Origin of the sequence: Flexithrix dorotheae DSM 6795, from assembly GCF_000379765.1 — a bacterium.
Lineage (GTDB): Bacteria > Bacteroidota > Bacteroidia > Cytophagales > Flammeovirgaceae > Flexithrix > Flexithrix dorotheae.
In genome coordinates, this window is record NZ_KB903454.1 from 39,787 (window position 1) to 63,148 (window position 23,362).

Annotated in this window: 15 protein-coding genes; 5 read left to right on the top strand and 10 right to left on the bottom strand. The window is 36.4% G+C overall.

The genetic code is table 11. From position 1 onward, the window contains the following. The first annotated feature begins 12 nt into the window (after positions 1–12). Positions 13–846 (top strand): DUF4249 domain-containing protein, encoded by an 834-nt coding sequence (locus tag A3EM_RS0122345; RefSeq protein ID WP_020530483.1) that lies wholly within the window; start codon positions 13–15, stop codon positions 844–846. 50 nt (positions 847–896) lie between these two features. Here A3EM_RS0122345 and A3EM_RS0122350 read toward each other — a convergent pair whose 3' ends face one another. After that, positions 897–1,649: a porin family protein gene (locus A3EM_RS0122350; RefSeq protein ID WP_020530484.1), complete on the bottom strand. Its 753-nt coding sequence runs from the start codon at positions 1,647–1,649 to the stop codon at positions 897–899. Positions 1,650–1,991: 342 nt separating this feature from the next. Continuing rightward, on the bottom strand, positions 1,992–3,398 hold the full coding sequence (locus A3EM_RS0122355; RefSeq protein ID WP_020530485.1) for an alkaline phosphatase PhoX: 1,407 nt from the start codon (positions 3,396–3,398) through the stop codon (positions 1,992–1,994). A 229-nt stretch (positions 3,399–3,627) separates the two neighbouring features. Here A3EM_RS0122355 and A3EM_RS46130 point away from each other — a divergent pair, with 229 nt between their 5' ends. Continuing rightward, positions 3,628–4,110 (top strand): MarR family winged helix-turn-helix transcriptional regulator, encoded by a 483-nt coding sequence (locus A3EM_RS46130; protein WP_020530486.1) that lies wholly within the window; start codon positions 3,628–3,630, stop codon positions 4,108–4,110. 40 nt (positions 4,111–4,150) lie between these two features. Further along, positions 4,151–5,398, top strand: a complete 1,248-nt coding sequence (locus tag A3EM_RS0122365; RefSeq protein WP_020530487.1) for a glutamate-5-semialdehyde dehydrogenase — start codon at positions 4,151–4,153, stop codon at positions 5,396–5,398. Positions 5,399–5,485: 87 nt separating this feature from the next. Here A3EM_RS0122365 and A3EM_RS0122370 read toward each other — a convergent pair whose 3' ends face one another. Beyond that, positions 5,486–11,077 carry an alpha-2-macroglobulin family protein gene (locus A3EM_RS0122370; protein WP_020530488.1) on the bottom strand — a complete coding sequence of 1,864 codons (5,592 nt, stop codon included), beginning with the start codon at positions 11,075–11,077 and terminating at the stop codon, positions 5,486–5,488. Positions 11,078–11,306: 229 nt separating this feature from the next. Beyond that, positions 11,307–12,581, bottom strand: a complete 1,275-nt coding sequence (locus A3EM_RS0122375; RefSeq protein ID WP_157638028.1) for an ion transporter — start codon at positions 12,579–12,581, stop codon at positions 11,307–11,309. 90 nt (positions 12,582–12,671) lie between these two features. Here A3EM_RS0122375 and A3EM_RS0122380 point away from each other — a divergent pair, with 90 nt between their 5' ends. Next, positions 12,672–13,166, top strand: a complete 495-nt coding sequence (locus A3EM_RS0122380; protein WP_020530490.1) for a hypothetical protein — start codon at positions 12,672–12,674, stop codon at positions 13,164–13,166. 128 nt (positions 13,167–13,294) lie between these two features. Here the strand turns inward: A3EM_RS0122380 and A3EM_RS0122385 are convergent, their stop codons facing one another. The 5 genes from A3EM_RS0122385 to A3EM_RS0122410 all read right to left on the bottom strand — a co-directional run bounded on the left by A3EM_RS0122385 (position 13,295) and on the right by A3EM_RS0122410 (position 21,607). After that, positions 13,295–13,813: a DUF892 family protein gene (locus A3EM_RS0122385; RefSeq protein ID WP_020530491.1), complete on the bottom strand. Its 519-nt coding sequence runs from the start codon at positions 13,811–13,813 to the stop codon at positions 13,295–13,297. Between the two features lie 397 nt (positions 13,814–14,210). Next, positions 14,211–15,761 carry a sulfatase family protein gene (locus A3EM_RS0122395; protein ID WP_157638029.1) on the bottom strand — a complete coding sequence of 517 codons (1,551 nt, stop codon included), beginning with the start codon at positions 15,759–15,761 and terminating at the stop codon, positions 14,211–14,213. A 78-nt stretch (positions 15,762–15,839) separates the two neighbouring features. Continuing rightward, positions 15,840–18,590, bottom strand: coding sequence for a 4-alpha-glucanotransferase (locus tag A3EM_RS0122400; RefSeq protein ID WP_020530494.1), 2,751 nt, complete (start codon positions 18,588–18,590; stop codon positions 15,840–15,842). Between the two features lie 194 nt (positions 18,591–18,784). Next, the gene (locus A3EM_RS0122405; protein WP_157638030.1) at positions 18,785–20,755 is read right to left on the bottom strand and encodes an OmpA family protein; all 1,971 of its coding nucleotides are present in this window, start codon (positions 20,753–20,755) and stop codon (positions 18,785–18,787) included. A 456-nt stretch (positions 20,756–21,211) separates the two neighbouring features. After that, positions 21,212–21,607, bottom strand: a complete 396-nt coding sequence (locus A3EM_RS0122410; RefSeq protein ID WP_020530496.1) for a hypothetical protein — start codon at positions 21,605–21,607, stop codon at positions 21,212–21,214. Between the two features lie 500 nt (positions 21,608–22,107). Between A3EM_RS0122410 and A3EM_RS0122415 the strand changes: the two genes are divergently transcribed. Beyond that, complete coding sequence (locus A3EM_RS0122415) at positions 22,108–22,578, top strand: PepSY-like domain-containing protein (protein ID WP_020530497.1); 471 nt, start codon at positions 22,108–22,110, stop codon at positions 22,576–22,578. A 60-nt stretch (positions 22,579–22,638) separates the two neighbouring features. Here A3EM_RS0122415 and A3EM_RS0122420 read toward each other — a convergent pair whose 3' ends face one another. Continuing rightward, positions 22,639–23,196, bottom strand: a complete 558-nt coding sequence (locus A3EM_RS0122420; protein ID WP_020530498.1) for an RNA polymerase sigma factor — start codon at positions 23,194–23,196, stop codon at positions 22,639–22,641. Positions 23,197–23,362 lie beyond the last annotated feature (166 nt).

Consider the following 23,362-nt stretch of genomic DNA (forward strand, 5'->3'; position numbering starts at 1 on the left):
ATAGCAATAAAAATGAAAAATATTTTAAAATATATAGCCGTAATCTTTGTATTGGCCAGCTGCAGTAATTTGGAAAAAACGATTGAACTCGACCTGGAGCAGGCAGAAAAAGTTGTGGTGATAGACGGCCTGATCACAGATGAATTAAGGCAGCAAAGAATTGTAGTTGGGCAAAATGTGGATTTTTATACCACTGGTGCCACTCCTAAACTCAGTGGGGCTTTTGTCACAGTTTCTGATGATGAAGGAAATACATATACATTTGAAGAGGACTCGGAAAATCAGGGTGTATATCTTTCAGAATTTCAGGGAATTATCGGAAGGACTTATTCCTTAAAGGTGGAAGTAAATGGAGGGGTTTATGAAGCTACTGAAACATTAAACCGTGTAGCTCCAATTGACAGTCTTGGCTGGGAAGTAGATTGGGATGAAGTTGAAAATGAAGCGGATTTGGATTCAGCCGATGTATATGATGTGCTGATATATACCAAAGAACCACAGGATACCAAAGACTATTATCTCTTTAAATTTTATGAAAATGGGGTGATTAAAAATGATGAAGGCCGGGATATTTTCTATGCAGATGACGAATATATAGGAGAAAACATTGATGGTTTAACCGGTGGATATTATCATAAAAAAGGCGACTCTGTTACAGTGGAGTTTTATAGCATGGCCAGGTCAGGATTTTTATTCTATCAGGATATGGAATTGAACCTGAACAATGATGGCGGGCTTTTCGGTCCAATTCCGGCAAACCTGAGGAATAATATTTCCAATGGTGCCCTTGGCTTATTTCAGGTATCGGCAGTATCCCGAAAATCCATTATAATAGGAGAAGAATAATGCTTTATTGATAAAAAGGAGTTGAAAATAAAGAATTTCAACTCCTTTTTTTAAAGTTCATAAAGAAATCCTAAACTCCCCACTACTCCAACATTTACTGTGTAGGGATTATTGATATCATTGGGGGAAGGATTATTAATATTGCTTAGGCCTAAAGTTCCTCTTATATCAAAATTTAAATAAGAACGGTAGGAAATCTGATAATTCAACCCTAAGTTACCCGAAATTCCAAATTCCAGGTTCTTATGAAATTTGGTCACATCGTTTTCAGATTCTTCACCAACCAATTCACCAGTACTGTTATATACTTCCTTTTTGTAATCAATTGCAGACATCAGGAATCCTATATTTACTCCACCGCCCACATAGGGCCTTAGTCTATATCCGTAGTTATTGAGATAATAATTTAGAATAAGGGGAATTTCAATGTAAGTCAATTTTCTATTATTGGTGATAGTCGAAATATCATCCTTACTTTCATAACTCACTCCTTTACCAATATAGGAAAACTCAGATCTTAAAAATAACCTTTCATGCAAATCTGCAGCGATTAATATACCAGCAGTAGGAGAAAGTATAGAATTATAGGAATCTATTCTATCCGGATTTACCAATAATTCTCTGGTAAAGTCGGAAAAATTTACCCCACCTTTCAGCCCCACATAAATGCCTTCAAGTTTTCCTGTTCTTCCATTCCCAAAATATCCAGGATATAGATGGGAATAGGTATTTTGTGCAATAGAAATTAGTGGAGTTGCCAAAAGCAAAAGGAAAAGAGGGAAAAGTTTTCGTTTTAGTTTCATTTATCCAATATTGTTATTTCTGGAAATTTGATTTCAATTCAAGGATTTCTCCGAGACAGGAAAATGAAACCAAATTCATTATTTGTCTTAGCAAAAGCAAATGACAATTTATTTCAGACTAATATTGATAAATAAGAGTAAAAAACAAAACGATTAACAATAATTTACCGGTCTATCCTACAAAAAAGCAGGATAAACCGATAAATTATATTTTCCCGGAAATACTCCCAAATGCGACTAGCAGAAAATCTGTTGTCCTAATGAAATAAGTGAGGTATATCATTGGGTTAATCAATTGACTATCAATCCCAAACCCCCATTTCTTAATTAATGCATGAGGCACTAGGCATTATTTTTCCACGGTCCGGTAATTGCCAGAGTTAAACCTGCATGTTGAATATTTACGAATAAAGTCTTACCTGAAGGAGAAAAACAAACCCCGGTAAGCTCAGATTCAAAACCAATATTTTCACCCAGTTTGTAGAATTCACCTTTTGGAGTAATTCCTACTAAAAATGGATGCGGATCGTCTTCACAAAGAATGATATCCCCCCAAGGCGCGATGGTTAAATTATCACAGCTTTTTAGAATTTCATTATCGTCAGACTCCACAAATAAAACTAATTTACCCGGATCATCTCCTTCATTTTTCGCCCCTTCATTTTTTCCGGGAATATATTTAAAAACCTGCCCGAATGATTTATGCCCTCCGTTGGTACAGGCAAAATAAAATTCCCCATCACCAAACCATGCTCCTTCTCCTCTGGCAAATCTGGCAGCTCCGTTTTCAAATCCTCTGATTCTTAAATCATCCTTTGGTGACTCTACATCATCAATATCAAGCCATTCTACAGCATACTCTTTTCCTTGCTCCATTTTAGGAGTAGTCAACTTTTTCCAGTTTCTGGTATCAAAACTTTTCTGATCTTTTATGGCTAAAACCTGCAACTTTCCTCCTGCTCTTAAATTACCCTTTTCATTGGGAATGAATCTGTATATCAAACCATCACTCCTGTCTTCTGTCTGGTAAACAATTCCTGTTTTCGGATCCACACAAACCGCCTCGTGGTTAAATCTGCCCATTTCCTTTAAGGGATAAGGTTCAGCTTTAGCAATTTCCTCAGTGGCTGGCACCTCAAAGTTAAAACCATGATTTTTTTCAGATTCCCCACCCGCTAAAGTAGTATCCTCTTCACAGGTAATCCAGCTGTTCCATGGCGTTTTACCACCAGCACAGTTTCTATTTGTACCTGCTAGACTTAAATATTGCTTTTCAATTTCCTGAGTTTCCTCATTGAATACAAATGTGCTGGTTCCTCCCAGACTTGGAACTTCACCTTTACCAAAATCATACACCTCTTCTGGTTTAATTTGGGAAAGCAATTCATTGTTTTGCCCAAAAGATCCTTCCTTTGTGTTCCCCGGGGAAATTTCATGGTTTCTTACGATAATTACTTTTCCATTCTCACCTTCGAAGGAAGCCATTCCATCAGGTTCTCCGGGAAGTAAAAATCCGTCTGCCATTTTTTCTCCCCTTTTGGAAATGACTTTATAGGAAAATCCTTCCGGCAGATTAAATATTTTTTCCTTATCCTTTTTTAGTTTTCCATAACCGATTGCCGAATTGGCAGGCAGGCTTTTACTTTCTTCCTTCGCAGTGCAGGCAAATTGATACAATCCCAAAAAACCTAAACTCGCGGTTCCCGATACCTTCAGAAATTTTCTTCTGGTGTCTGTTTTTTCTTTCATTAATGCTCCTTTCTTTTTTTAATGCTAATAAAATTGTTGTAATGTTAAAAGGTAGATTAAATATCCACCCTGAACTTTGTCCCTCAAATGTAAAGAATTAATTAATTTTTCATTTTTTCTTCCTGTTAAAGTTGCGTGAAAATTTTGTTTGAAAAATGAATTAATTAAATTTGCGTAGTTAACTACGTAGTTAAAAACTTAAAAATAGACTTCTGACAATTATATTTTTATGGATCAAGAGGATTTTTTGAGAAAATTAGGGCCATTTTCATTGCATGCCAGATTCAGAAGGCTGAGTGATTTGATGAACAAACAAGGCCATCAATTCTATAAAAATATCAATATGGACCTGGAACCCAGCTGGTATTTAATTTTCATGATTTTGGAAGAACAGGAAACCTGTGCCATTACAGAAATTGCAGATCAGCTTGGATTTAAACATCCCACCATCAATTCCATGGTGGATAAAATGATCAAAAAAGGATACCTTGAAGCTTTTAAAGATAAAACAGATGGACGAAAAAGGTTGGTAAGTTTATCTGAATATGGGAAATGTAAATCCAAAGAATTTCAGGTAGCCTGGAAAAAAGCGGAATTAATTCTGGAGGATATCATTCATAAAATTGGAGCAGATTTCATAGAAAAATTAAACCAGTTTGAAGATGAAATCAGACAAGGCGGAATTGACAGTAGATTTAAGGATTATCAGTAATAATTTCAAATAGAAAAATATTAATTTAAGTAATACAGGAATGGCATATCAACACTTATTCGAAAATGTAAAAAAGGGTAGCAGGAAATTAAACCTGGTATCAGAGGAAACCAAAAACAGGGTATTGAATGATTTGGCTGCTGCAGCAATAGAAAGCACCAACATGATTCTTACAGAAAACCAAAAAGACCTGGAGAGAATGAGTCCTGACGATCCGAAATATGACCGGTTAAAATTGACTAAGGAGAGAATTAAGGACATTGCCAATGACATTTTAAATGTGGCAAAGTTACCTAATCCGCTTGATAAAATACTGGACCAGAAGGAATTACCAAATGGCTTGCAACTTTCAAAAGTAACTGTTCCGCTTGGGGTGATCGGAATTATTTATGAGGCCAGACCTAATGTAACTTTCGATGTTTTTTCACTTTGCTTAAAATCCGGAAATGCCTGCCTGCTCAAAGGCGGAAGTGATGCAGAGTTCTCAAACCTGGCTATTGTAAAAGTAATTCATGAAGTGTTGGATAAAAATGGATTGGATAAAGATATTGTATGCCTATTACCAGTGGACAGAGCGGCCACTCAGGAAATGTTAAATGCGGTGGATTTTGTAGATATTATCATCCCAAGAGGAAGCCAGAATCTAATCAATTTTGTAAGGGAAAATGCAAAAGTTCCTGTAATAGAAACAGGCGCTGGAATTGTACATACCTATTTCGATGAATTTGGGGACTTGGAAAAGGGAAAGCAGATAGTGTTTAATGCTAAAACCAGAAGAGTCAGTGTTTGCAATGCTCTTGATTGCCTTGTGCTCCATCAATCCCGAATAGTTGACCTGGTGGAATTGGTTCAGGACCTGCAAAAAGAAAATGTAGAAATATTTGCCGATGAATCTGCTTATGAAAAACTAAAAGGCAATTATCCGGAAAACCTTTTAAATCAGGCCAATTCAGATCATTTCGGAACAGAGTTTTTAAGCCATAAAATGTCTATAAAAACTGTGGATAACCTTGAAGAGGCGATTGATCATATTACAGCATACAGTTCCAGACATAGTGAAGCCATTGTAACAGAAAGTGATGAAGTGGCTGATATCTTCCTCAAATCCATTGATGCTGCAGCGGTTTATTTAAATACCTCTACTGCCTTTACAGATGGAGCGCAATTTGGATTAGGGGCTGAAATTGGCATTAGTACTCAAAAACTTCATGCAAGAGGACCAATGGCTCTCGGAGAACTGACCAGTTATAAATGGGTAATTAAGGGCACCGGGCAGATTCGGGCCTAAGTAATCTAATCTTTTAGAAATTAATTGAGTCCATAAAAAAGCCTCCGAGAATTACATCTCCGGAGGCTTTTTTGACTTTAAAAACATTTATTGTCCGGTTAGTCTTTGTACATAAACCGTTTTACCAGGTTTTCTGGCATTGATGGTATTGTCGTACATGGCTTCACTGTAAATCGTGGGTAAATAATATTGCCCGGCATAACTTGCATTCAATCGGATCTTAAAAGTTTTACTTTCATTTTTCTTTAAATCGAAAAAGGTAAATACCCGATCATCCCGAATATCCTGATACGTGGGTTCGTCTGACCCTTCCAGGGCATTTGTTCCATCCATTCTGGAGTTTAGAATTTCCCAACCAGAAGGAAAAACCTGATTTAATACCATTTCCTGATAATCTCCTCGTGTACCCGGGTTGTGTACGGTTACCTCCACTATAAAATCAGTACCCTGATCAATTTTGGCAGGATCAATGGTTTTGCCATCTTTATCGGTATAATTCACATTGAGGTGAAGGTTATTTTCCGCCTCAGACTGATCTCCTTTGGCCGGAGTGCCTTCTAATATTAATCTGGTAAATAAGATACCTTCTCCATCATTTTTTATCACTACTTTTCCTTTTTCACTGCCCTTTATACCTAAATCCTTTTGCACAATTGATAATCCTGTGGTAGCTTTTTCATTGCCCTGGGAATTAATGTCAAATGAAAACGCCATTCCTTTTCCATTTTTATCCGTTCCGGCATATTTAGCTATAGCAATTAAACAATATGCGGTAGTTTGAGTACTCATCCAATTGTCTTCAGATAATCTTCCGGCAATTTTTCTAATGAGATCAATACCTTTAGATTTATCTTCTTTTAAGGCAATGGTTTCCAAAATCATTGCTTCATCCCGATCGGAGGAACCATAAGTATAAGAAAGCTCCCGGTAACTTTTTACGGTGGTTGACAGGTTGGAAACCAATTGATCTCCAGCATCATTTTTCCCTGATAAATAATAAGCTGCAGCAAGCCGCCATTTAGCCTGAATTGATAAATCGTTAGATTCTCTCAACCTGTTCATGGCTCCCGTTTCAGGAGATTTATCCAAAGCCAGTGTGTATAACCTGTAGGCCTGAATTAGATCATCTCTGCTATAATTTGGATTTGGTCGCCAGGCCTGCGCTTTTTTCTTCAGGTATCTTCGAATGTTTCCTTTGAAGTTGGAAGGAACACTATATCCTCTTTTTTCAGCTTCCACGATAAAATGGAATGCGTAATTGGTTCCCCACTCATTACTTTCATATTGCCCTGGCCAATAACTTAACCCACCATCATTATTCTGAAAACTTTGCAGTCTTTTGATGCCATCTTTTATATTCCGTTCAATTTGAATTTTTTTATCCTGAGGCAAATCCAGAATTTCGGTTAAAACTAATTGAGGGAAAACTGATGAAGTGGTTTGTTCTATACAACCATATGGATATTGAATCAGGTAATTCAATCTTTTGCCCAGGTTAATGGCAGGAATACTTGAAACTTCCAGCACTCCTGAATTGGTTCCGGGAATACCCACAGGTGAATAATTGAGGGTAACACTCTCACCGGGATTTACCACACCATCAATTACATCAGTTACAGGAGGGTTAGGATTTCTTACATCCAGTTCCACTTCATAAGTGGCTTTTTTATTTCCAGAGGTGGCCACTACTTCCACTTTTCCAACTCCTATTCCCGCGTTTACAGATAAGTCAAAAAACACAAGTTTTTCTCCGGGTTTATCAAAAGTAACCTGTTGTTTTCCTCCACCGGAAATGTTCAGTAAACTATTTGATTTTATTTGAATATCAACGGTTTTTACACTTTCATCCAAAGTAAAAATATTGACCGGAAGCGCTACTTTTTCTTCCGGGCCAAGTACCCTTGGTAGAGTTGCCAATACCATTAATTCCTGTCTGACCGGAGTGGCTTTATCAGTGAAACCATAGGCTCCATTTTCCCCTGCTACAATCATTGTTTTTACAGAACCTATGTATTTTGGCAATCTAATAGTATGTTCATTACTTTCTCCTTCTGCCAATTTAAATGGACCGAGATATTTCACCACTGGTTTAAACCTATTGGCTTTGGCATTCTTTTGCATATCACCAGACTCATCCCCTCCAAGTGCTAACAATCTTCCCATTGAACCGCTAAAGGCCCCCATTACATCTTGATACAAATCCCAGGTTTTCACACCAAGTGCCTCTCTGGCATAAAAGTAATTCCATAAATCCGGAGTTTTGAAACGGGTTAAATCCAATAAGCCTTCATCTACCACAGCAACGGTATATGTCATCGATTTACTTGAAGCTTCAGAAACGGTGATTTTAAACTCCTTTTCCGGTGCTAAAACATCCGGCATTTCTAATACAGGTTCCAAATGTGTTTCCGGATTGTCAATTATGATTGGAATAACTCCATAAAGTCTGATAGGCAAATCATTTGCCGTCTGCATATGCGGCTGAATCAATTCTACATGAGCATAAATATTTGGTGCCATTTCCGGAGTAACTTCGAATGAAAATTCATTTGCCCCTTCGGTGGTTTCCAACCAGAAAGTTTTTAATACTTTTCGTCCATTTTCAATGCTTATCAATGCCCTGCCTGTTTCACTACCAGGGATATTTAACTTTACAGATTCCCCCACCTCATATTTTTCCTGATCTGCAGAAAAAGTAAGCATGGTTGCACCTCCAGGAACATCTTCACTATTTCCTCCCCACGAAGTGTAATGAATTTCTCCGGTACAATGCCCTGAAACCGGATCACAAACTCTAACATAATACCTTCCCCAGCGATTCAGGTCAAACTCGTAATTCCCTTTTCCGTCAGTGCCGGTACTAACTGTTCCACTAGCTGCAGGAATTTTATTCTGACGATTAAGGTAATTGGCCACCTCCTCATTATTTCTATTCCACCACCATCTCCATTCCAATCTGTATACTTCCACCTCCACACCATCTCTGGCAACTGGTGTTCCTTCCGGTGTCACCGTTACAATGTCAAGGGAATTGGTTTTGTCATAAAATAACCGGCTCCATGAATCAGACTCAGGGAATTGCATTCCTGCAAAAGACTGGTAAGGGTAATAGGGTATTTTAAATCGGTCAACACTAAAGTCACCACCTTCTTCAAACACTTTACCACTAAAATTAGCCATTAACATTCCCGGTGCAGCTTCTTCAATATTGAGGGAGGCATTGATAGTAGCTTTTCCATTGGCATCCAGTCTGCCATCAAAAATGGTTTGGGTTTCTCCCGAAAAACGCCTTCCCTCATCATCAAAATTATAGGCAGGGTATTTTTGAAATTTGGTTACAGCCTGAGAAAGGTCCACTTCAAATTCAGCCTTCAGGTTTGGAGCAATTGCTCCATGAAGCCATTTCACTTCAAGCTCCCCTTTTACCTGATCGTCTCCGGCTGTAATTTTATCTTTCCCAAAGTCCAGGTTTATTTTCAATCTGTTGGGCTTAACAGTTTCAATTTTCAGTGATTTGGTAAACTCAGTTCCACCTACTAAAACTCTAGCCAACCAATTACCTGTTGGTGCCTCTGGGTCGGTAGAAGTGGTAAAATTGTAAAATCCGTTTAACCCCTGAGCCTTTACAATTTTTTCTACAATTTGCCCTTCTGGATTATGCAATTGAAATATAACCGGATGATTTTCCGGGAGAATTCTGTCCTTATCCTCCAACACAAAAGTAATGTGAAGGGAATCTCCCGGTCTCCATACTCCCCTTTCCCCATAAATAAAGCCTTTCAAACCTTTCTTTACCTCATTACCTGAAACATCGAAATTACTAATAGACAATGAAGAAGCATCATCGAGTTTCACATAACCTTTCTGTTTCCCATAATTGGCAACCAACAAAAACGGTTTGGATTTGGTATCTAATTTAGCCAATCCATCTCCATCAGTTTTGGCATCTGCTATTAACCCATTTTGATAATTAAATACCTGAAGATCAACACCCTGAATGGGTTGAGTAGTTTTTAAATCTGTAATGGCTACTACCATTTCTCCTCCGTTCCCTCTTTTGGCAATTATACCCAAATCGGAAGCAAGTACATTGATCTGAGCCGAACGATTTCCCCCATAAAAAGCATCATAACAGGGATCATCTCTATGCTCCCAATCGTAATAATAGTAATAATCGTCATCGTAATAACTATAGTAGTTCCGGTCATAGTTTTCTTCCAATTCCGATAAATTATCCTCGGCCAGTGTAATTGGGTTTTCACTGCCAATATTCTCTCCATCACAATAATAGGACACATGATCTTTCTTAAACCCAAGCTTTATCTGATAAATAGCACCTGGTTCATTTTCAATAAGTTGGGAAAGATCGATGGAATATTTTTTCCATGAGGAAACATCGGCATTTCCTGTATTATTCAGGGCAATTGTTCGGGCAATAACAGGACGCCCCACTCTTTTTATTTCACTTCTTCCATTTAATCCGTTTACCTGTAAAAACTGGGCTACATTTTCTTCTTTAATTTTAATTACCTGCACCTGCACTGCATTCAAACCCACTGCCTCAAAGGGTAAAACCAGCCCCTTGGTTGAAGGCAAAATTGTACCTTTTTCTGAAATTCTTACCGCAGGTTTCATTTGTGCAAATACCACAGGCACACTCACCTCATTTTTTAGCTTGAATCCCTGAGAGTTTTTGATACCTGGAAAAAGTTTAACCGTTGAAGCACCGGTTTGTCTAACCGAAGGAAATACCAGAATTTCATTTCCTTTTACCTGATATTTCAGGTTGCTAATTCCCTGAACAGTAATAAGGCCATCCAGGTTTTGATTGTCCTGAATAGGATCTGAAAAGCGCAGAATGATGTATTGATCAGGTGTTTGAATTACTTTATTTTCAATTAGCTTAAAATCACCTAAAGCCGGAATAATTACATTTTCACTGTCAGTATAATCGGCTCCGATTGGAGAGCCATTCCAGCTTAATTCAACAGTACCTTCTTCCTCCGTTCTGGTGATATTCTCTACAGAAAAATTATGAATATTTCCACCACCATGATTCCAGACAATATCTAGTGATTTTCCATTTAAATTGGCTGAAAGGATTTTTTCTACATCCTCATTTTCACTAATATCTGCCGTTTGAATTAAACCTTGAAGAGATTGTTTGGAAATATCCCCATCCGAAGCAGCCACCAATCCATCAATATTTACATCATAGTTCTGAGTTATGGTTTCAAATTCATATTCCAGGTTTTCCATTTCCTCCGGAAGGTTGGGAATGAGTTTGTTGAGTTTAAATCTAAGCTGATATCTTTCTCCGGAAGCCAGATATTTTTCAGGTTTAAATTCAACTGTTCTGCCATCCAGCCAGGTCACTTCTCCACTAATTGAAGGAGAAAAATCAAAAAGTTGATCTGCCTCGGTTTTCCCGGTACGACTATCATCTTCATATTCGCTGGCCAGAATAATCTGAATGCTTGAGTTTTTAGATATTATCCCGGAAGTATAACCCGAAACATAAGCTTCAAAAGAGGCATCAACTGTGGATCTGATTGGTTTTTTAGCTTGGGTGTTTGAATTAAAATAAAACACCACCGACACAATAAGGACCAATACTCCGACAATAATCGAAAGTCTTTTCAATAAACTGGAATTGAAATTCCCGGAATTATTTCCCATGAAATGAATATTTTAAATTATCTAAAACTTATGAAGAAATGATTTGAGGGTGGCAGATAAATTTTCCAACCCATTAATAATTTAGTAAAAAAAGTTGATTTCAGGTAAGTAGTATACACTTAATCGGTACAGAAAAAATGTAAATGTAATTTAGGCAACATCAATTATTATGTTTGCCTTTCTTGTGCAGATTTAAGCATAAATTCAGAGAATTAAAAATAAATGTTTACTAAACATACCTGGCTCTTCTTTCTCTAACGGATTTTTCTATATTTTCCCCAATTTTCGGATAGCTGGAAATTACTTTATCAAACTCCCTTTTTCTCAATTTGTAAATATCGCAATAGGTTGTGGCTTTTATGGTAGCGGTTCGAGGAGTATCCATAAACAATGCTATTTCACCAAAGAAATCCCCTTCCTTTATGTTGGCTATAATTTCTCCTTTTTGGGTTAAAACTTCCAGTTCACCTTTTACCAAAAAATACATGGCATGTCCAATATCACCATATTTAAAAACCAGGTCATTGGGCGTAATTACTTCCGGCTCCAGGTGCATGGAAATTTGATGTACAAATCCTTCATTACAGCCTGCAAAAAGAGTAATTTTCTCAATTATTTCCTTTTTAAGGTGAATAGCCACATCTCTTTGTAAATTTTCAGGAAGACTTAATAAGAAAGCATTTTCGTCATAACCGTATCTGTTTTGCCACATGTAATTAAAATAATCTCTAAGCTTTCCCTGTAGGTTTTTTGGCAAATTTCTATACCTGATTAGGGCTTTTAGTTTATCCAGATTATCCAAATATTGAGCTTTAGCCGGATCGTTTTTGGAAATCAACCCAGCAATATTACCAATTACAATTCCATAAACTCCCACTCCCGTAAGCTGAACAATAATAGAGAACAGAATTTGAGCATTATCTGCCAATTGAGGCGTAATATCTCCATAACCAACTGTAGTAAGTGTAGTTACACTCCAATACAAAGCCAGTAAATAATTTGAATATTCATTATGGTTAGGGTCTGCTCCGGTTAGGACCAGCCAGATACAGGAAATCCAGTGAGCCAGGTGTATAAGCCAAAAGAAAAAATACACCAAGGTAATTGTAGTGGTATATTTCACTTCATAGTAGCGGAATTTTTTGAGAATTCCAATTACCTTAAATATTTTCAACAACCTCAATAACCCTAAAAAGGGAATACCAAAAATAAAATCGTAAGGAAGGATAGAGAGCAAATCAAGCACCAGCCATCTTTTTATATAATTTTGTTTTTCCCTGTTCACCTCTGTCAACCCAGGGTGTATCATTTTTCCGGCTCGCCAAAAACTAATGATTACATCTAAGGCAAAAAAAACAGCTACACAAATATTGAGGAAATTGAAAACGGGATTGTGCCAAACTCTGAATACAATATTAAGCGGAATGAATATGGCCAGAAAACTCGTACATAAAGTAATGACAATAACCCAAACCTGATATAATATAACTTTGTTTACCTGCATACCCCGTGACTTTTTTTGCAGCGTTTGTTGGAATTTTTCCGTGAATATCAAAAACTAGTTAAAATTAATTTTTTAAAATAACTTAAAGCTATGAACTGCCTAAAAAAGTATTTTTTCATCTTTACTCTGCTATTAGGAGGGTTTTCCTGTAAAGAAAAAGAAGTTAATCCCGATGAGGTTAATAATGATATTTCAAACCTTAGCATAAAACTGGATCAGGAAGAATATGAAGCCCTGTCTTTGAAAATGAGTAAAGGAGATTCTGTTTCAGATGAGTTCAGACTTAATAAAGTTTATAAAGAAGGAAATTTTTTAATGATTGAGATTTCTTATAGCGGTGGTTGTAAAGAACACTCCTTTGAAATCATTTGGCCTGAGGCGGTTATTCTGATTTACCCTCCTCAATATCCGGTGGTTTTAACCCACGATAACAACAATGATTCATGCGAGGCTTATATCACCGAAACTTTAAAGTTTGATTTAACCGATCCGGATCTCGGATTCAATGAAGAAAGTATAAAGGTGATGGAAATAATCGTCCAGAATGGATCAAATAAAGAAGAATCCATTTCCACTCAAAAGTGATTCAAATAAAATCTGATAAAATCAATTGCCTTTCCCGGAGACTTTCATTACTCTGGGAAGGCAGATTAAAAAATAAAAAGGTAGCGTAGTAACCACAGGAATCAAAAAAGTGTAGTCAAATTAATAATTTAGATTGTGGCTTCCATGAAATCTTTATCTCTGGCTTTAAAATTTATACTTTCAATTGCCATATCAGTAAGCATTTTATCGATATTTTTCTCCTCTTCCAACATTTCATGTATAGTAGAAGCCATTTCGAAATTACCTAATGCTTTAGCAAATGCGCAGATTGTTCCGTAACCGGCAATATCGTGGTGGTGGATATGTTGTACACAAGTAATAATGGCAGCATCTAAAACATTCTTGTCCGTTATCCTGCTCATTAGAGTCCAAATTTCGTTCATAGTTCCTAGTGTTCCCTCACAAATTTCTTCTACGGTGATAATTCCCATTTTGGAAAGCATTCTTTCTAACCGTTTTAAGTGAATTTCAGATTTTTCTAGGCTTAATTTAATTGCATTTTTAAGCTGGAGGGATTGAGATTTTTCCATTAATTGGGGAAAGGCCTCTATTTGTTGCAGCTCTGAATCGTAACAGTCTTTTAATTGCTCAAGCAATAAATCCTGAAGATTATTAATTGGTTTCATGTTTTAAAAAATTAGATAACAGCAGCTTAACCGGCTCACTTATTCTAAAAATAAATAAACAGCATTAGCTTGTTATTATGACAAAAAATTAAACTGAAGTGGCACAATGTGCTCCTTTACAATTTGTACAGGATTGTTTGTTAGAAAAGAGGTTTGTAATTAATTAGCTACGAAGCTGAAACCCTGCAGGAAACCAATGATAATTTTATTTGTTGTAATTATTTTATATAAAAAGAATACCATTCAATAATTCTCTGAATTTTATTTTCAGGAATTGAGTAGTTGAAAGAATAGAAAGAAACAATTTGTCCATTTTGACTTTCTTCCATTTTCAATTTAGCATTTTTTGGGATTAAACAAAACCAAGGACTTAAAAATTAAGGTAAAAAGGCTGATTTTACTGCGCATCCAAATCCTTATTTTTGTCTCTGGGCTCACAAAACCATACTAGTTTTTCATCTATCGATAATCCTTTCGGAAGTTTAAAAGCCTCAGGATGTGTTTCATTAAACACTTTCAATAATTCCTGTTTCATTGAATCCAAAGTTGACTTATATTCTTTTTTACCTCCCAGATCGGTTGTTTCATCGGGGTCTTCTATCTGGTTATATAGCCTGTGCTGAATTCCTGTAGGAGGATTTCCTGTTGCATAACCCTGCCCAAGGTCTCTTTGGCCAGTTGAAAAGATATATTTCCACTGTTCATTTTTTATCATGGCTTTGTTATCAGCTAAAAACTCCGAGAATACCTGAGACCGGTGATTTTCTGTTTTCCCCTCCAACACCGGAACAAAACTTTTCCCCTGAATTTCTTGATTTCCGGGATTCTCTAAAATTTCAAGTATGGTTGGTACCAAATCTACATACTCTACAAAAGTAGAAAACACCTTTCCTTTCTCCCCATATCCTCGTACAATCAATGGAGCATTAATGGCCGGCTCCCACATCATATGTTTCTCAAACCTTTTATGATCGTTCAACAAATATCCATGGTCTCCAATATAAATTACCAAGGTATTTTCTTCCAATCCATTTTCTTTTAGCGCCTCCATCACCCTGCCTACATTACTGTCCACATATTCTACAGAAGTATAATAAGATGCAATTATTCCCTTTCTCTCTTCTTCGGTGAGGTCCTTAAAAACTGCTGGAATCCATTGATCATCCTCCTCACTGCCTTCTGGAAAAGGTACCTTTTCCGGTTGGTATTTTCCCGAAAACTCTATGGGGAAGTTAAAGGGAGAATGAGGTTCAAAAAAAGCCAGGGTAGCAAAAAACTGATTGTTTTTATTTGCCTTAATAAAATCGATGGTTCTGTCTGCAAAAAAAGTAGCCTGATCGTACTTATAGGGCAAGCCAGAAGTGGCCATATCCGCATTTAGCCAAATTCTGGCCGGATCCTTAAATGGTTTCCACTGAGGTCTAACTTTCACACCTTCCGGAATTTCAATATTTTCCAGCGAATCAATACTTTCTCTGAATTGGCTTCTACCCATCATCACCTGAAAACCATGAGAGCCCTGATTATTAAAGTGGGTTTTTCCGAAAATTCCGGTTTTGTAACCCGCTTCACCAAGCATTTCTGCAATGGTAATATTTTCATCGGGAAAAGAAGTGGTTAAAAGTGTAACCCCTGTAGCATGCGGGTATTTCCCAGTCAAAATAGATTGCCTTGAAGCACTGCAAAGTGGTGCATTGGCATAAGCCCTGGAAAACCGTACTCCTTCTGTAGCAAGTCGATCCAAATTAGGCGTATTAACCTTGTCATTTCCATAACAACCCAAAACCCTCGCAGAATGATCGTCCCCAATGATCAAAAGTACATTCTTCGGCCTGGTAAAATTAGGTTCTTTTTCTTCAGCCCCTTCTTCCTTTTGAACAGAGGAACAGGAATAAAGAAAGGGAAAAATTAACAACAGGATCGCAGCATTTAGGAAACAGGTTTTCATAATCATATTTTTTCATTATTTCCCGAATAATATTATGGTTAATCGGGAATCCTATCCTGCCCTATCAGGTTTCTGGTTTTAATAGGGCAAAACCCTGTCTGAACCGGATACCATTCTTTTAATGGCCAAATTAAAACCATCCTGCTGAATTAATTCCTCCAAATTTAGATGAAACCTATATTTCCAGTAGTGCTTTGGATTACTCGGCACATTGATTTGTTCTTTCAAATGATTCTTTCTTCGCAATTCAGCACTGATAGCTAATAAATCCTGGATTGGGAAAACAGCCCACATGCTACTACTGTGCAAATGCTGGAGAACAATCTCCTGGCAAACCCATGGTTCTCCTTCCTTGGGCGCTTCTCCATGTTGCCCCATCACCTGGTTAAAATACCGTTGGGTTTTATTTGCATCTTCTTCCCACCATCCTCTAATATTGGACATATCATGGGTTGAAGGACTACAAACTGATAAATAGGGATTCTCCCAAGGCTTGCCAAATTCCAAATCACTATTATTGGGCATTCGCTGAATGGCCAGACTCAAAAATCCTAATTCATCCATTACCCCGGGAACACAGGCAGGAACCATCCCCAAATCCTCCCCACAAATTAACATATTGGTGGCCGCCTTTAAAGCCGGCAATTTTACCATTGCCTTTTCTTTCCAGAAATCATTATGTCTGTGGTAAAAATAATCTACATAAGCTTCATCAAGAATCCGTTGGGCATGTCCATCAAGCTCTTTAAATGACTGGGTAAAATGCATGGCATTTCTAGGATTCCAGAGCCTTCCGTCAGAATTTTCCACTGGCAATAAAAGTACCTCACCTAATAATTTAAAAAGGCCTTTCTTTAATTGATGTTTTTGAGTGATTACTTCCAGCGCATCATCTTTTTTAATTTTAAGCGCTTCTTCAACCTTTCTTTGGGTATCAAATTCAGGTTTCATTTTGTACACACCAGGTTGGTATTCTTCCAAATATTCCTGAATAACTTCCTCCTTTTCTTCTCCAAATATTTCTAATAATAAATGCTCTCTTATGTAGGGTTTACAAAGCCTTTCCTCATCAAAATGAAGCCCTCTTTGCTGAAGTTCTTCCACACTAAAAGGTAAAGCAGGATTAAAATGCCCAAGAATTCCTTCTACATTCTCAAAAGGAATTTCCCAAATTCTAAAAAAGCCTAAGATATGGTCAATCCTGAAGGCATCGAAATAGGATTCCATTTTTTTAAACCTTTCTTTCCACCAGGAGAAATTGTCTTTTTGCATTTCCTCCCAATTGTATGTAGGAAATCCCCAGTTTTGTCCTTCCTGGGCAAAATCATCTGGTGGAGCTCCGGCTTGTCCATGCATATGGAACAATTCGGGTTTGATCCAGGCATCCACACTATGTCGATAAATTCCAATAGGAATATCTCCTTTTAGTACAATACCATTTTCTCTTGCATAACTTGCTGCTTCCAGTAATTGTTTATGTAAATGGAACTGAATGAAGTAATGAACAGCCACATCCGGATACTGAGCAGCAGCTGGGCTTGTTAATTTTTCAAGATCATTTTCTGATACGCGTTCATACCCTTCCCATTTATTGAAATCCGGGGTACCAAACAGGTCCCTTAGGTAGGAAAAAGCAGCATAAGGGACCAGCCAGGATTTATTCGTTTCAAAAAATTCTTTAAAGGCCGGATCTGCCAAAAACTGGTCTTTTTGTTCATCAAAAATCAATTTATAAAAGCGGGATTTAGCCCGCATTACCACTTCATAATCTACATCTTCCTTTTTATTTAGAATATCCTTTTGTAATAATAAAATATCGTTGGTGACTTTAGCAGAAAGCGCTCCAATAGCCTGAATATTCAGGTAAATGGGATGAAGTGCGAATACAGAAATTGCAGCGTAAGGATAGGAATCCGTCCAGGTATGAGTAGCCACTGTATCATTAATAGGCAATACCTGAATCATTTGAAGATTGGTTTTCTTTGCCCAGTCAACCATTAACTTCAGGTCCAGAAACTCTCCAACCCCCAGTCCATTATTACTTCTTAATGAAAAAACGGGAATGGCAACCCCTGCCCCACGCCACGGTTTGTTATACCTGAATTTTTCATCTGTTTTTATGATGAATTTCTTAGCACTAAGTTTGGCATCAGGGTTATAATATCGATCTTCTCCTGCTTCCCATTCTACAACCTCTTTCTTTTTCAGGTCATAGATTCCATATTTATATTTAATGGGGAAAAAAGTATCCAGGGAAAATTCAGCCTGCCACATATCTTCTTTTCCGGAATATTCCATATGAATTACTTTATCATTTTCCCAATTTCCCAGGGATTGATGATTCCCACCCAAAACCACACTATAGCCTTCAGAAATCCTGGGCACTTTCAATTGAAACTTGTGGGTAAGGGAATTCTTTTTCCTTTTTTTTAACTTTTTACCCTCATTGGATAAATGACCACCGAAATCCTGAAAAATTACATTTTTGAATGCACTTGTATGCAGAGTATTTTCAATCTCTTTATAAGATCTCCAGGAATCTTCCAGCACAATTAAATCAAACTTTCTTGCAGACAAGGTTACTTCTCTGAACGGACCCCATTCTAATTCTTCCCGGTCAATATCCTCAAAATAAAGCAGGTATTTATATTCTATTGATCTTCCTTTAAAATCCGATAAATCTAATTCCAGTTCCCACATACCATCTGCCTTATAATTCAGGGGAATGGCTTTTTTGATATCTCCATTGCCCAGCTCTGGTATTGATCCGGTTAATCTTAAACTTTGTCCCCAATTAGTATGAAAATGAATTTTAAAAAGAAATTTCATTAGGATATTTTTAGAAAGAATGATTTTCAAAGATTTATAATCAAATCTAATTGGTAAATCCTATAAGAAGAATTAAAACGGAAAAAAATAATTATAAAAAAAATCCAAAATCAAACCTCTTAAAAAGTCTAATTTTGGATTTTAATTTTTTGTTAAAAAAAACTCAATTCATTCTCCAAATAATGATAGAGAAATCAATTATTCAAAACTTTCATTTCGATTCTTCTGTTAATTTCCCTTCCGTCCTTTTCATCGTCATTACTGGCAAGAGGCTTGGTCTCTCCATAACCTTTAGCGGTTAGCCTGGAAGCATCGATATCTTTGGAAACCAGGTAATTTACCACAGCCTGAGCCCTTCTTTGAGATAAATTCAAGTTGTAATTTGGATCTCCCACATTATCGGTATGTCCGGAAATCTCTATTTTTAGGTTAGGATTGTCTTTGAACAATTTCACAATGCTGTTGAGTTCATCATAAGACTCTGAGGTAATGGTAGCCTTTGCCGGGTCAAAATAAATTCTGGCTATCATTTTTTGGCCTACTTTAAATTTCGGAAGGGTTTTCCCTGTTTGATTGGTGATTTTAGGTTTTGCAGCAGTATTCCCAGACTTTTTCACCAAATCCTGACCCGGTTTCTTGGATGCAAAAACTTCTTTTTCTTTCTCTATTTCCACAAAGAAATCCCGATTTACATTTCTCGGGTCTTTTAATGAGATGACAGGTTTATACTCTTCTTCAAAAACTACTTTATCATCTCTTAAAATTTTCAAATGAAAGGTTTTATCAAATGGGATTTCTACTTTGTATTCCCCTGCAGCATTCGTGGTATAAAAATAATCCATGCCATCTGCCTCCAATACAATTTTGCAGCCCTGAAGGGGATCCAGGGAAATTTGATCAAATATTTTTCCTGCTAAAATGGTTTTTTCGAACATATAAGCCCGGTAAATATCTTCTGTTCCGTGTCCTCCAACTCTATCGGAAGTGAAATAAGCAATGTCATTTTTCAGGTTAAAAAAGATGTCATTTGAAACTGAATTTATTGGATAACCTAAGTTTTTAGGGTTGATATATGTCTTTTTAAAGGAGTCATATTCTGCACTAAAAATATCATATCCCCCAATTGCATCATGGCCTCTGGATGAGAAATATAAAGTGCCATCCTCGGCAATAAATGGAGATTCTTCGTCCTCATCGGTATTCAATTCATAAAGCAATTTTGGTGTTCCCCAACTTCCGGAATTACTACTTCTCCTTGAAATGAATAAATCCATATTGCCATTTTTGCTTTTGGCATTAGAACTAAAAATTAAGGTTTTTCCATCTTTGGAAATGAAGCCATGAGATTCCTTGCTGTTTTTCCCATTGATGTTACTACCAATGGATTTTGGGCTGGACCATTTCTCCCCAACCTTTTCAGTAATTAACAAATCTCCGTTTTTATAAATCAGCATTTTAGAATCTTCCCCAAATAGTTGCACCGTGGCATCATGCCCCACAGTAACCAGGCCTTTTAGTCTTTCCGGGGTACTCCATGCATCGTTTTCATCCATGGAAGAAACCAGAATATCTTCCATCATTTCTCCGTTTTGGGTCCCTCCCTTATTGTCTGTATGTTTTTTGGTAAACATAATCGTTCGGTGGTCTTCGGTAAGAATGGCACTATATTCAGGGAATTCGGAATTAATGGATTTTCCTAAATTTTCGATAGTATTTGGTTTGGGTTGCGCATACATACTTTTACCATTCCGAATCGCCTCTGCCAACACTTCACTTTCCTTTACCATTTTTTTGGAAGCAATTTGTATTGATATTGATTCGGAGGCCTCATCGAACATGGCATTATACAAATATGCTTTTGCCAGATTATAGTGATATTCTTTAAAACTATCTGGTGCTACCATTTTGAGATGTGCCAGCGCTTCTTTCGAGTTTTTAAGGTTTAATTCCGATAATCCGAGATAATATCTGGCTGTATTATTCTTTCGCTCAATTTTTAGAACCTTTTCGAGTTCATCCGCTGCATTTTCGTATTCACCAGACTGAAAATATTTAATGCCTTTATTGAGGTGAGGTTTCACCTTCTGTGCCTGTAGGCTAATTTGAAAGATTAATAAAAATGAAACAACCAGCCCTAAATTTTTTCTCAAAAAAAACTTTTTCATCACAATTTTAAAATTTACCTGCAAAACCTTCTGATCACATAAAACAAATCAACCATTTTTTTGCAGCTATTATTCAGATTCTTAATAATGTGGTTAGTTACTAAATAGATTAAACTAATTTTTAATTACGGATAAATTATTGGTGATGGATTATGAGGTCTAAAATGTTCTGTAGGATATTAATCACGTCAAATCCAATTTTCACATACCTTTAAGTTAGCCCGCTTTTGTCATAATATCAGTAAGATTACTCCTTCATCTTAAAAATCATTAATTTCCCAATGATTCCCGTTCCAATAAATCCATAATTAAAAAACCTGAGTTAAACTCAATTGCAAGTTTAAACAAATGTTAACAGAAAGGTCAAATTTTATGCCTAATAGCGAAGAGATTTAGACATAAAGCAGAAAAGGTTTCAATAAATTGAAACCTTGGAAAATGAGAAAACAGCTTGCTTTAGGCACTTAAATCAAAAGAAAATTTTTCATTATAGCAGGCAGTCATTAAATCCTTATGCTTAATTAATATTTTTCGGATTGATTTAGAAGTAATCAGGTAATGTTTAAAAAAGTTATTACTTTTTGTGAATAAATAATCTTCAGGGTACTCTTCCAGTAATTCATTCCAATTCCTTAGTTCTACCAAAAGCTTATCAATAGACATATTTAAACCTACCAATTGATTTTGTAATCCATAAAGTTTATAGAATACATGCTGACTAATCCCATCATTGTCGAGAATTTCGGAAAGCTCAATAAGTTCTGCAATAAGCTTTTCCTTTACCTCTTCCAATAGAATTCTCCATTCTTTTGTTTGGGAAAAGATGTCTTTGGTATAGATCAAAGGTTCCATAGGCCTGAGGGTTTAGGTTTTGGATTGGTTAAGAAATAAAAATTTGTAGTTATAACTTAAATCTATTCATCCGGTTTTTCAGTCCGAAACTTTAAATACTTTGGCTGGATTTGAAAATATCAAATTAAAATTTCGAGTTTTTCTTCTTCTTAAATCACTCAAAATGCTTGGCTATCATTTCTTAATAAAAGTTAATGAATATAGGGATTTTTGTTTTTATTTCCTAAACATCCTTTAGAATTCTTTTTAAGATTTAACTCAATCAGATAATCACCCTATATTGCGAAAGCCAACAAAAAGCACTCCTGAATAGGCTATGGACAATGTTTCAAATAACGTCCCTTCTTGAAAAAAAAATTTCCCAATAGATGTGACCTTTTTAAAAAGCCTCGTAATGCTTACATAAAAAAACTAAATATTGGGGGTAATAGAAACAATCGCCAAACAAAATGAAGAAGTCTAAAACCCTGAAAACTAATTAAATGCAAATCAATAAAATTATGAAAAAACTAGTAGGTATTTCTTTGTTATTTGTGTTTTTCCTGTTTGGATTAAATGTTTCTGCATTTAACGATGTACCGCAAAAAATTAAACAAGCATTCTCTGACAAATTTGAAGATGCAGAACCTTCACAATGGGATTTTAACGAGAAAATATATGTAGCTTATTTTGAGGAAGGAGGAGACTTCTTCTATGCCAGGTTTGACGCTGAAGGTAACTGGACTGAAACTGGCAAATTCATATCTGAAGACGAGGTAAACGAGAAAGTTTTAACTGCTGCTTCAGAAATGTTCAATCCTGTAGATATCACTGAGTACTATGAAGTTACCAACAGTAAAGGCAGCAAAGCCTATATGGTTTTGGTAGACCAGGTGGAAGAAAGGAAAATGGTTATTTTCTCCAAAGATGGTAAAATGGTAAGATCAGAAGTATTTGCAGTGCAATTGCTTGATGATATCGATCAAAACTAATGGGCAAAAAGGTTTAAGAGTATAAACACATTTAAAGGGCCAGGTAATTCCTGGTCTTTTTTATTTCAGGTAATTCTTATGGAGTTTTGTAATTTTTTCCCTGGCCCGTTTTAATCTCATCTTCACAGCACTTTCTCCCAAATCAAGAGAATCCTGAATTTCTTTTACCGACAACTTTTCGTTGTATTTTAAAAGCAAAATCAATTTTTCCTCCGGGGTTAATTTTTCCATTAATTCGGCCAGGACTTCCATTGTAATTTCTGGGGGCAACTCTTCATCCAACTCAGAAATATCCTCCACCGAATCGGCTATTTCTCTGGTGATTTCCAGGTTGAGTTTTTTCTTGTTTTTTCTTAAAAAATCGATGCAGGTATTTTCTGCAATGGTTAAAATCCAGGCCCCAAACTTAGCTCCATCTTTAAAGGAATTAAGTTTTAAATAAACTTTAATTATCGTTTCCTGAGTAAGATCTTTAGCCTGATCTTCATCCTTTACCATGAATTTACATTTGGAAAAAACCTTGGGTTGATACCGGGTTAAAAGTTCCCCAAAAAGGGAGGCATCAAAATTTTCTCTCAATTGAACAACGATGGCCTCTTCCGTCATATCAGCATTCATAAAAAAATATATAAATCAGTCGAAAAGATTATCGAAATTTACCTTCCGACAATTATAATTATAAATTTTAATTCCACCGTAAAAGTTTCCCTTTGAAGTTGATAAAAGTTTAAATTAAAATGAAGTTCATGGCATTTTTCCTTCCATCAGGAATTCATTTCGATTA

Bases quoted from the DNA above. Each gene is read 5' to 3' on its own strand.
- A3EM_RS0122355 (WP_020530485.1), bottom strand. From the start codon at position 3,398: ATGAAAGAAAAAACAGACACCAGAAGAAAATTTCTGAAGGTATCGGGA.
- A3EM_RS0122405 (WP_157638030.1), bottom strand. From the start codon at position 20,755: ATGAAAAAGTTTTTTTTGAGAAAAAATTTAGGGCTGGTTGTTTCATTT.
- A3EM_RS0122350 (WP_020530484.1), bottom strand. From the start codon at position 1,649: ATGAAACTAAAACGAAAACTTTTCCCTCTTTTCCTTTTGCTTTTGGCA.
- A3EM_RS0122370 (WP_020530488.1), bottom strand. From the start codon at position 11,077: ATGGGAAATAATTCCGGGAATTTCAATTCCAGTTTATTGAAAAGACTT.
- A3EM_RS46130 (WP_020530486.1), top strand. From the start codon at position 3,628: ATGGATCAAGAGGATTTTTTGAGAAAATTAGGGCCATTTTCATTGCAT.
- A3EM_RS0122410 (WP_020530496.1), bottom strand. From the start codon at position 21,607: ATGGAACCTTTGATCTATACCAAAGACATCTTTTCCCAAACAAAAGAA.
- A3EM_RS0122400 (WP_020530494.1), bottom strand. From the start codon at position 18,590: ATGAAATTTCTTTTTAAAATTCATTTTCATACTAATTGGGGACAAAGT.
- A3EM_RS0122395 (WP_157638029.1), bottom strand. From the start codon at position 15,761: ATGAAAACCTGTTTCCTAAATGCTGCGATCCTGTTGTTAATTTTTCCC.
- A3EM_RS0122380 (WP_020530490.1), top strand. From the start codon at position 12,672: ATGAACTGCCTAAAAAAGTATTTTTTCATCTTTACTCTGCTATTAGGA.
- A3EM_RS0122420 (WP_020530498.1), bottom strand. From the start codon at position 23,196: ATGAATGCTGATATGACGGAAGAGGCCATCGTTGTTCAATTGAGAGAA.
- A3EM_RS0122365 (WP_020530487.1), top strand. From the start codon at position 4,151: ATGGCATATCAACACTTATTCGAAAATGTAAAAAAGGGTAGCAGGAAA.
- A3EM_RS0122385 (WP_020530491.1), bottom strand. From the start codon at position 13,813: ATGAAACCAATTAATAATCTTCAGGATTTATTGCTTGAGCAATTAAAA.
- A3EM_RS0122375 (WP_157638028.1), bottom strand. From the start codon at position 12,581: ATGCAGGTAAACAAAGTTATATTATATCAGGTTTGGGTTATTGTCATT.
- A3EM_RS0122415 (WP_020530497.1), top strand. From the start codon at position 22,108: ATGAAAAAACTAGTAGGTATTTCTTTGTTATTTGTGTTTTTCCTGTTT.
- A3EM_RS0122345 (WP_020530483.1), top strand. From the start codon at position 13: ATGAAAAATATTTTAAAATATATAGCCGTAATCTTTGTATTGGCCAGC.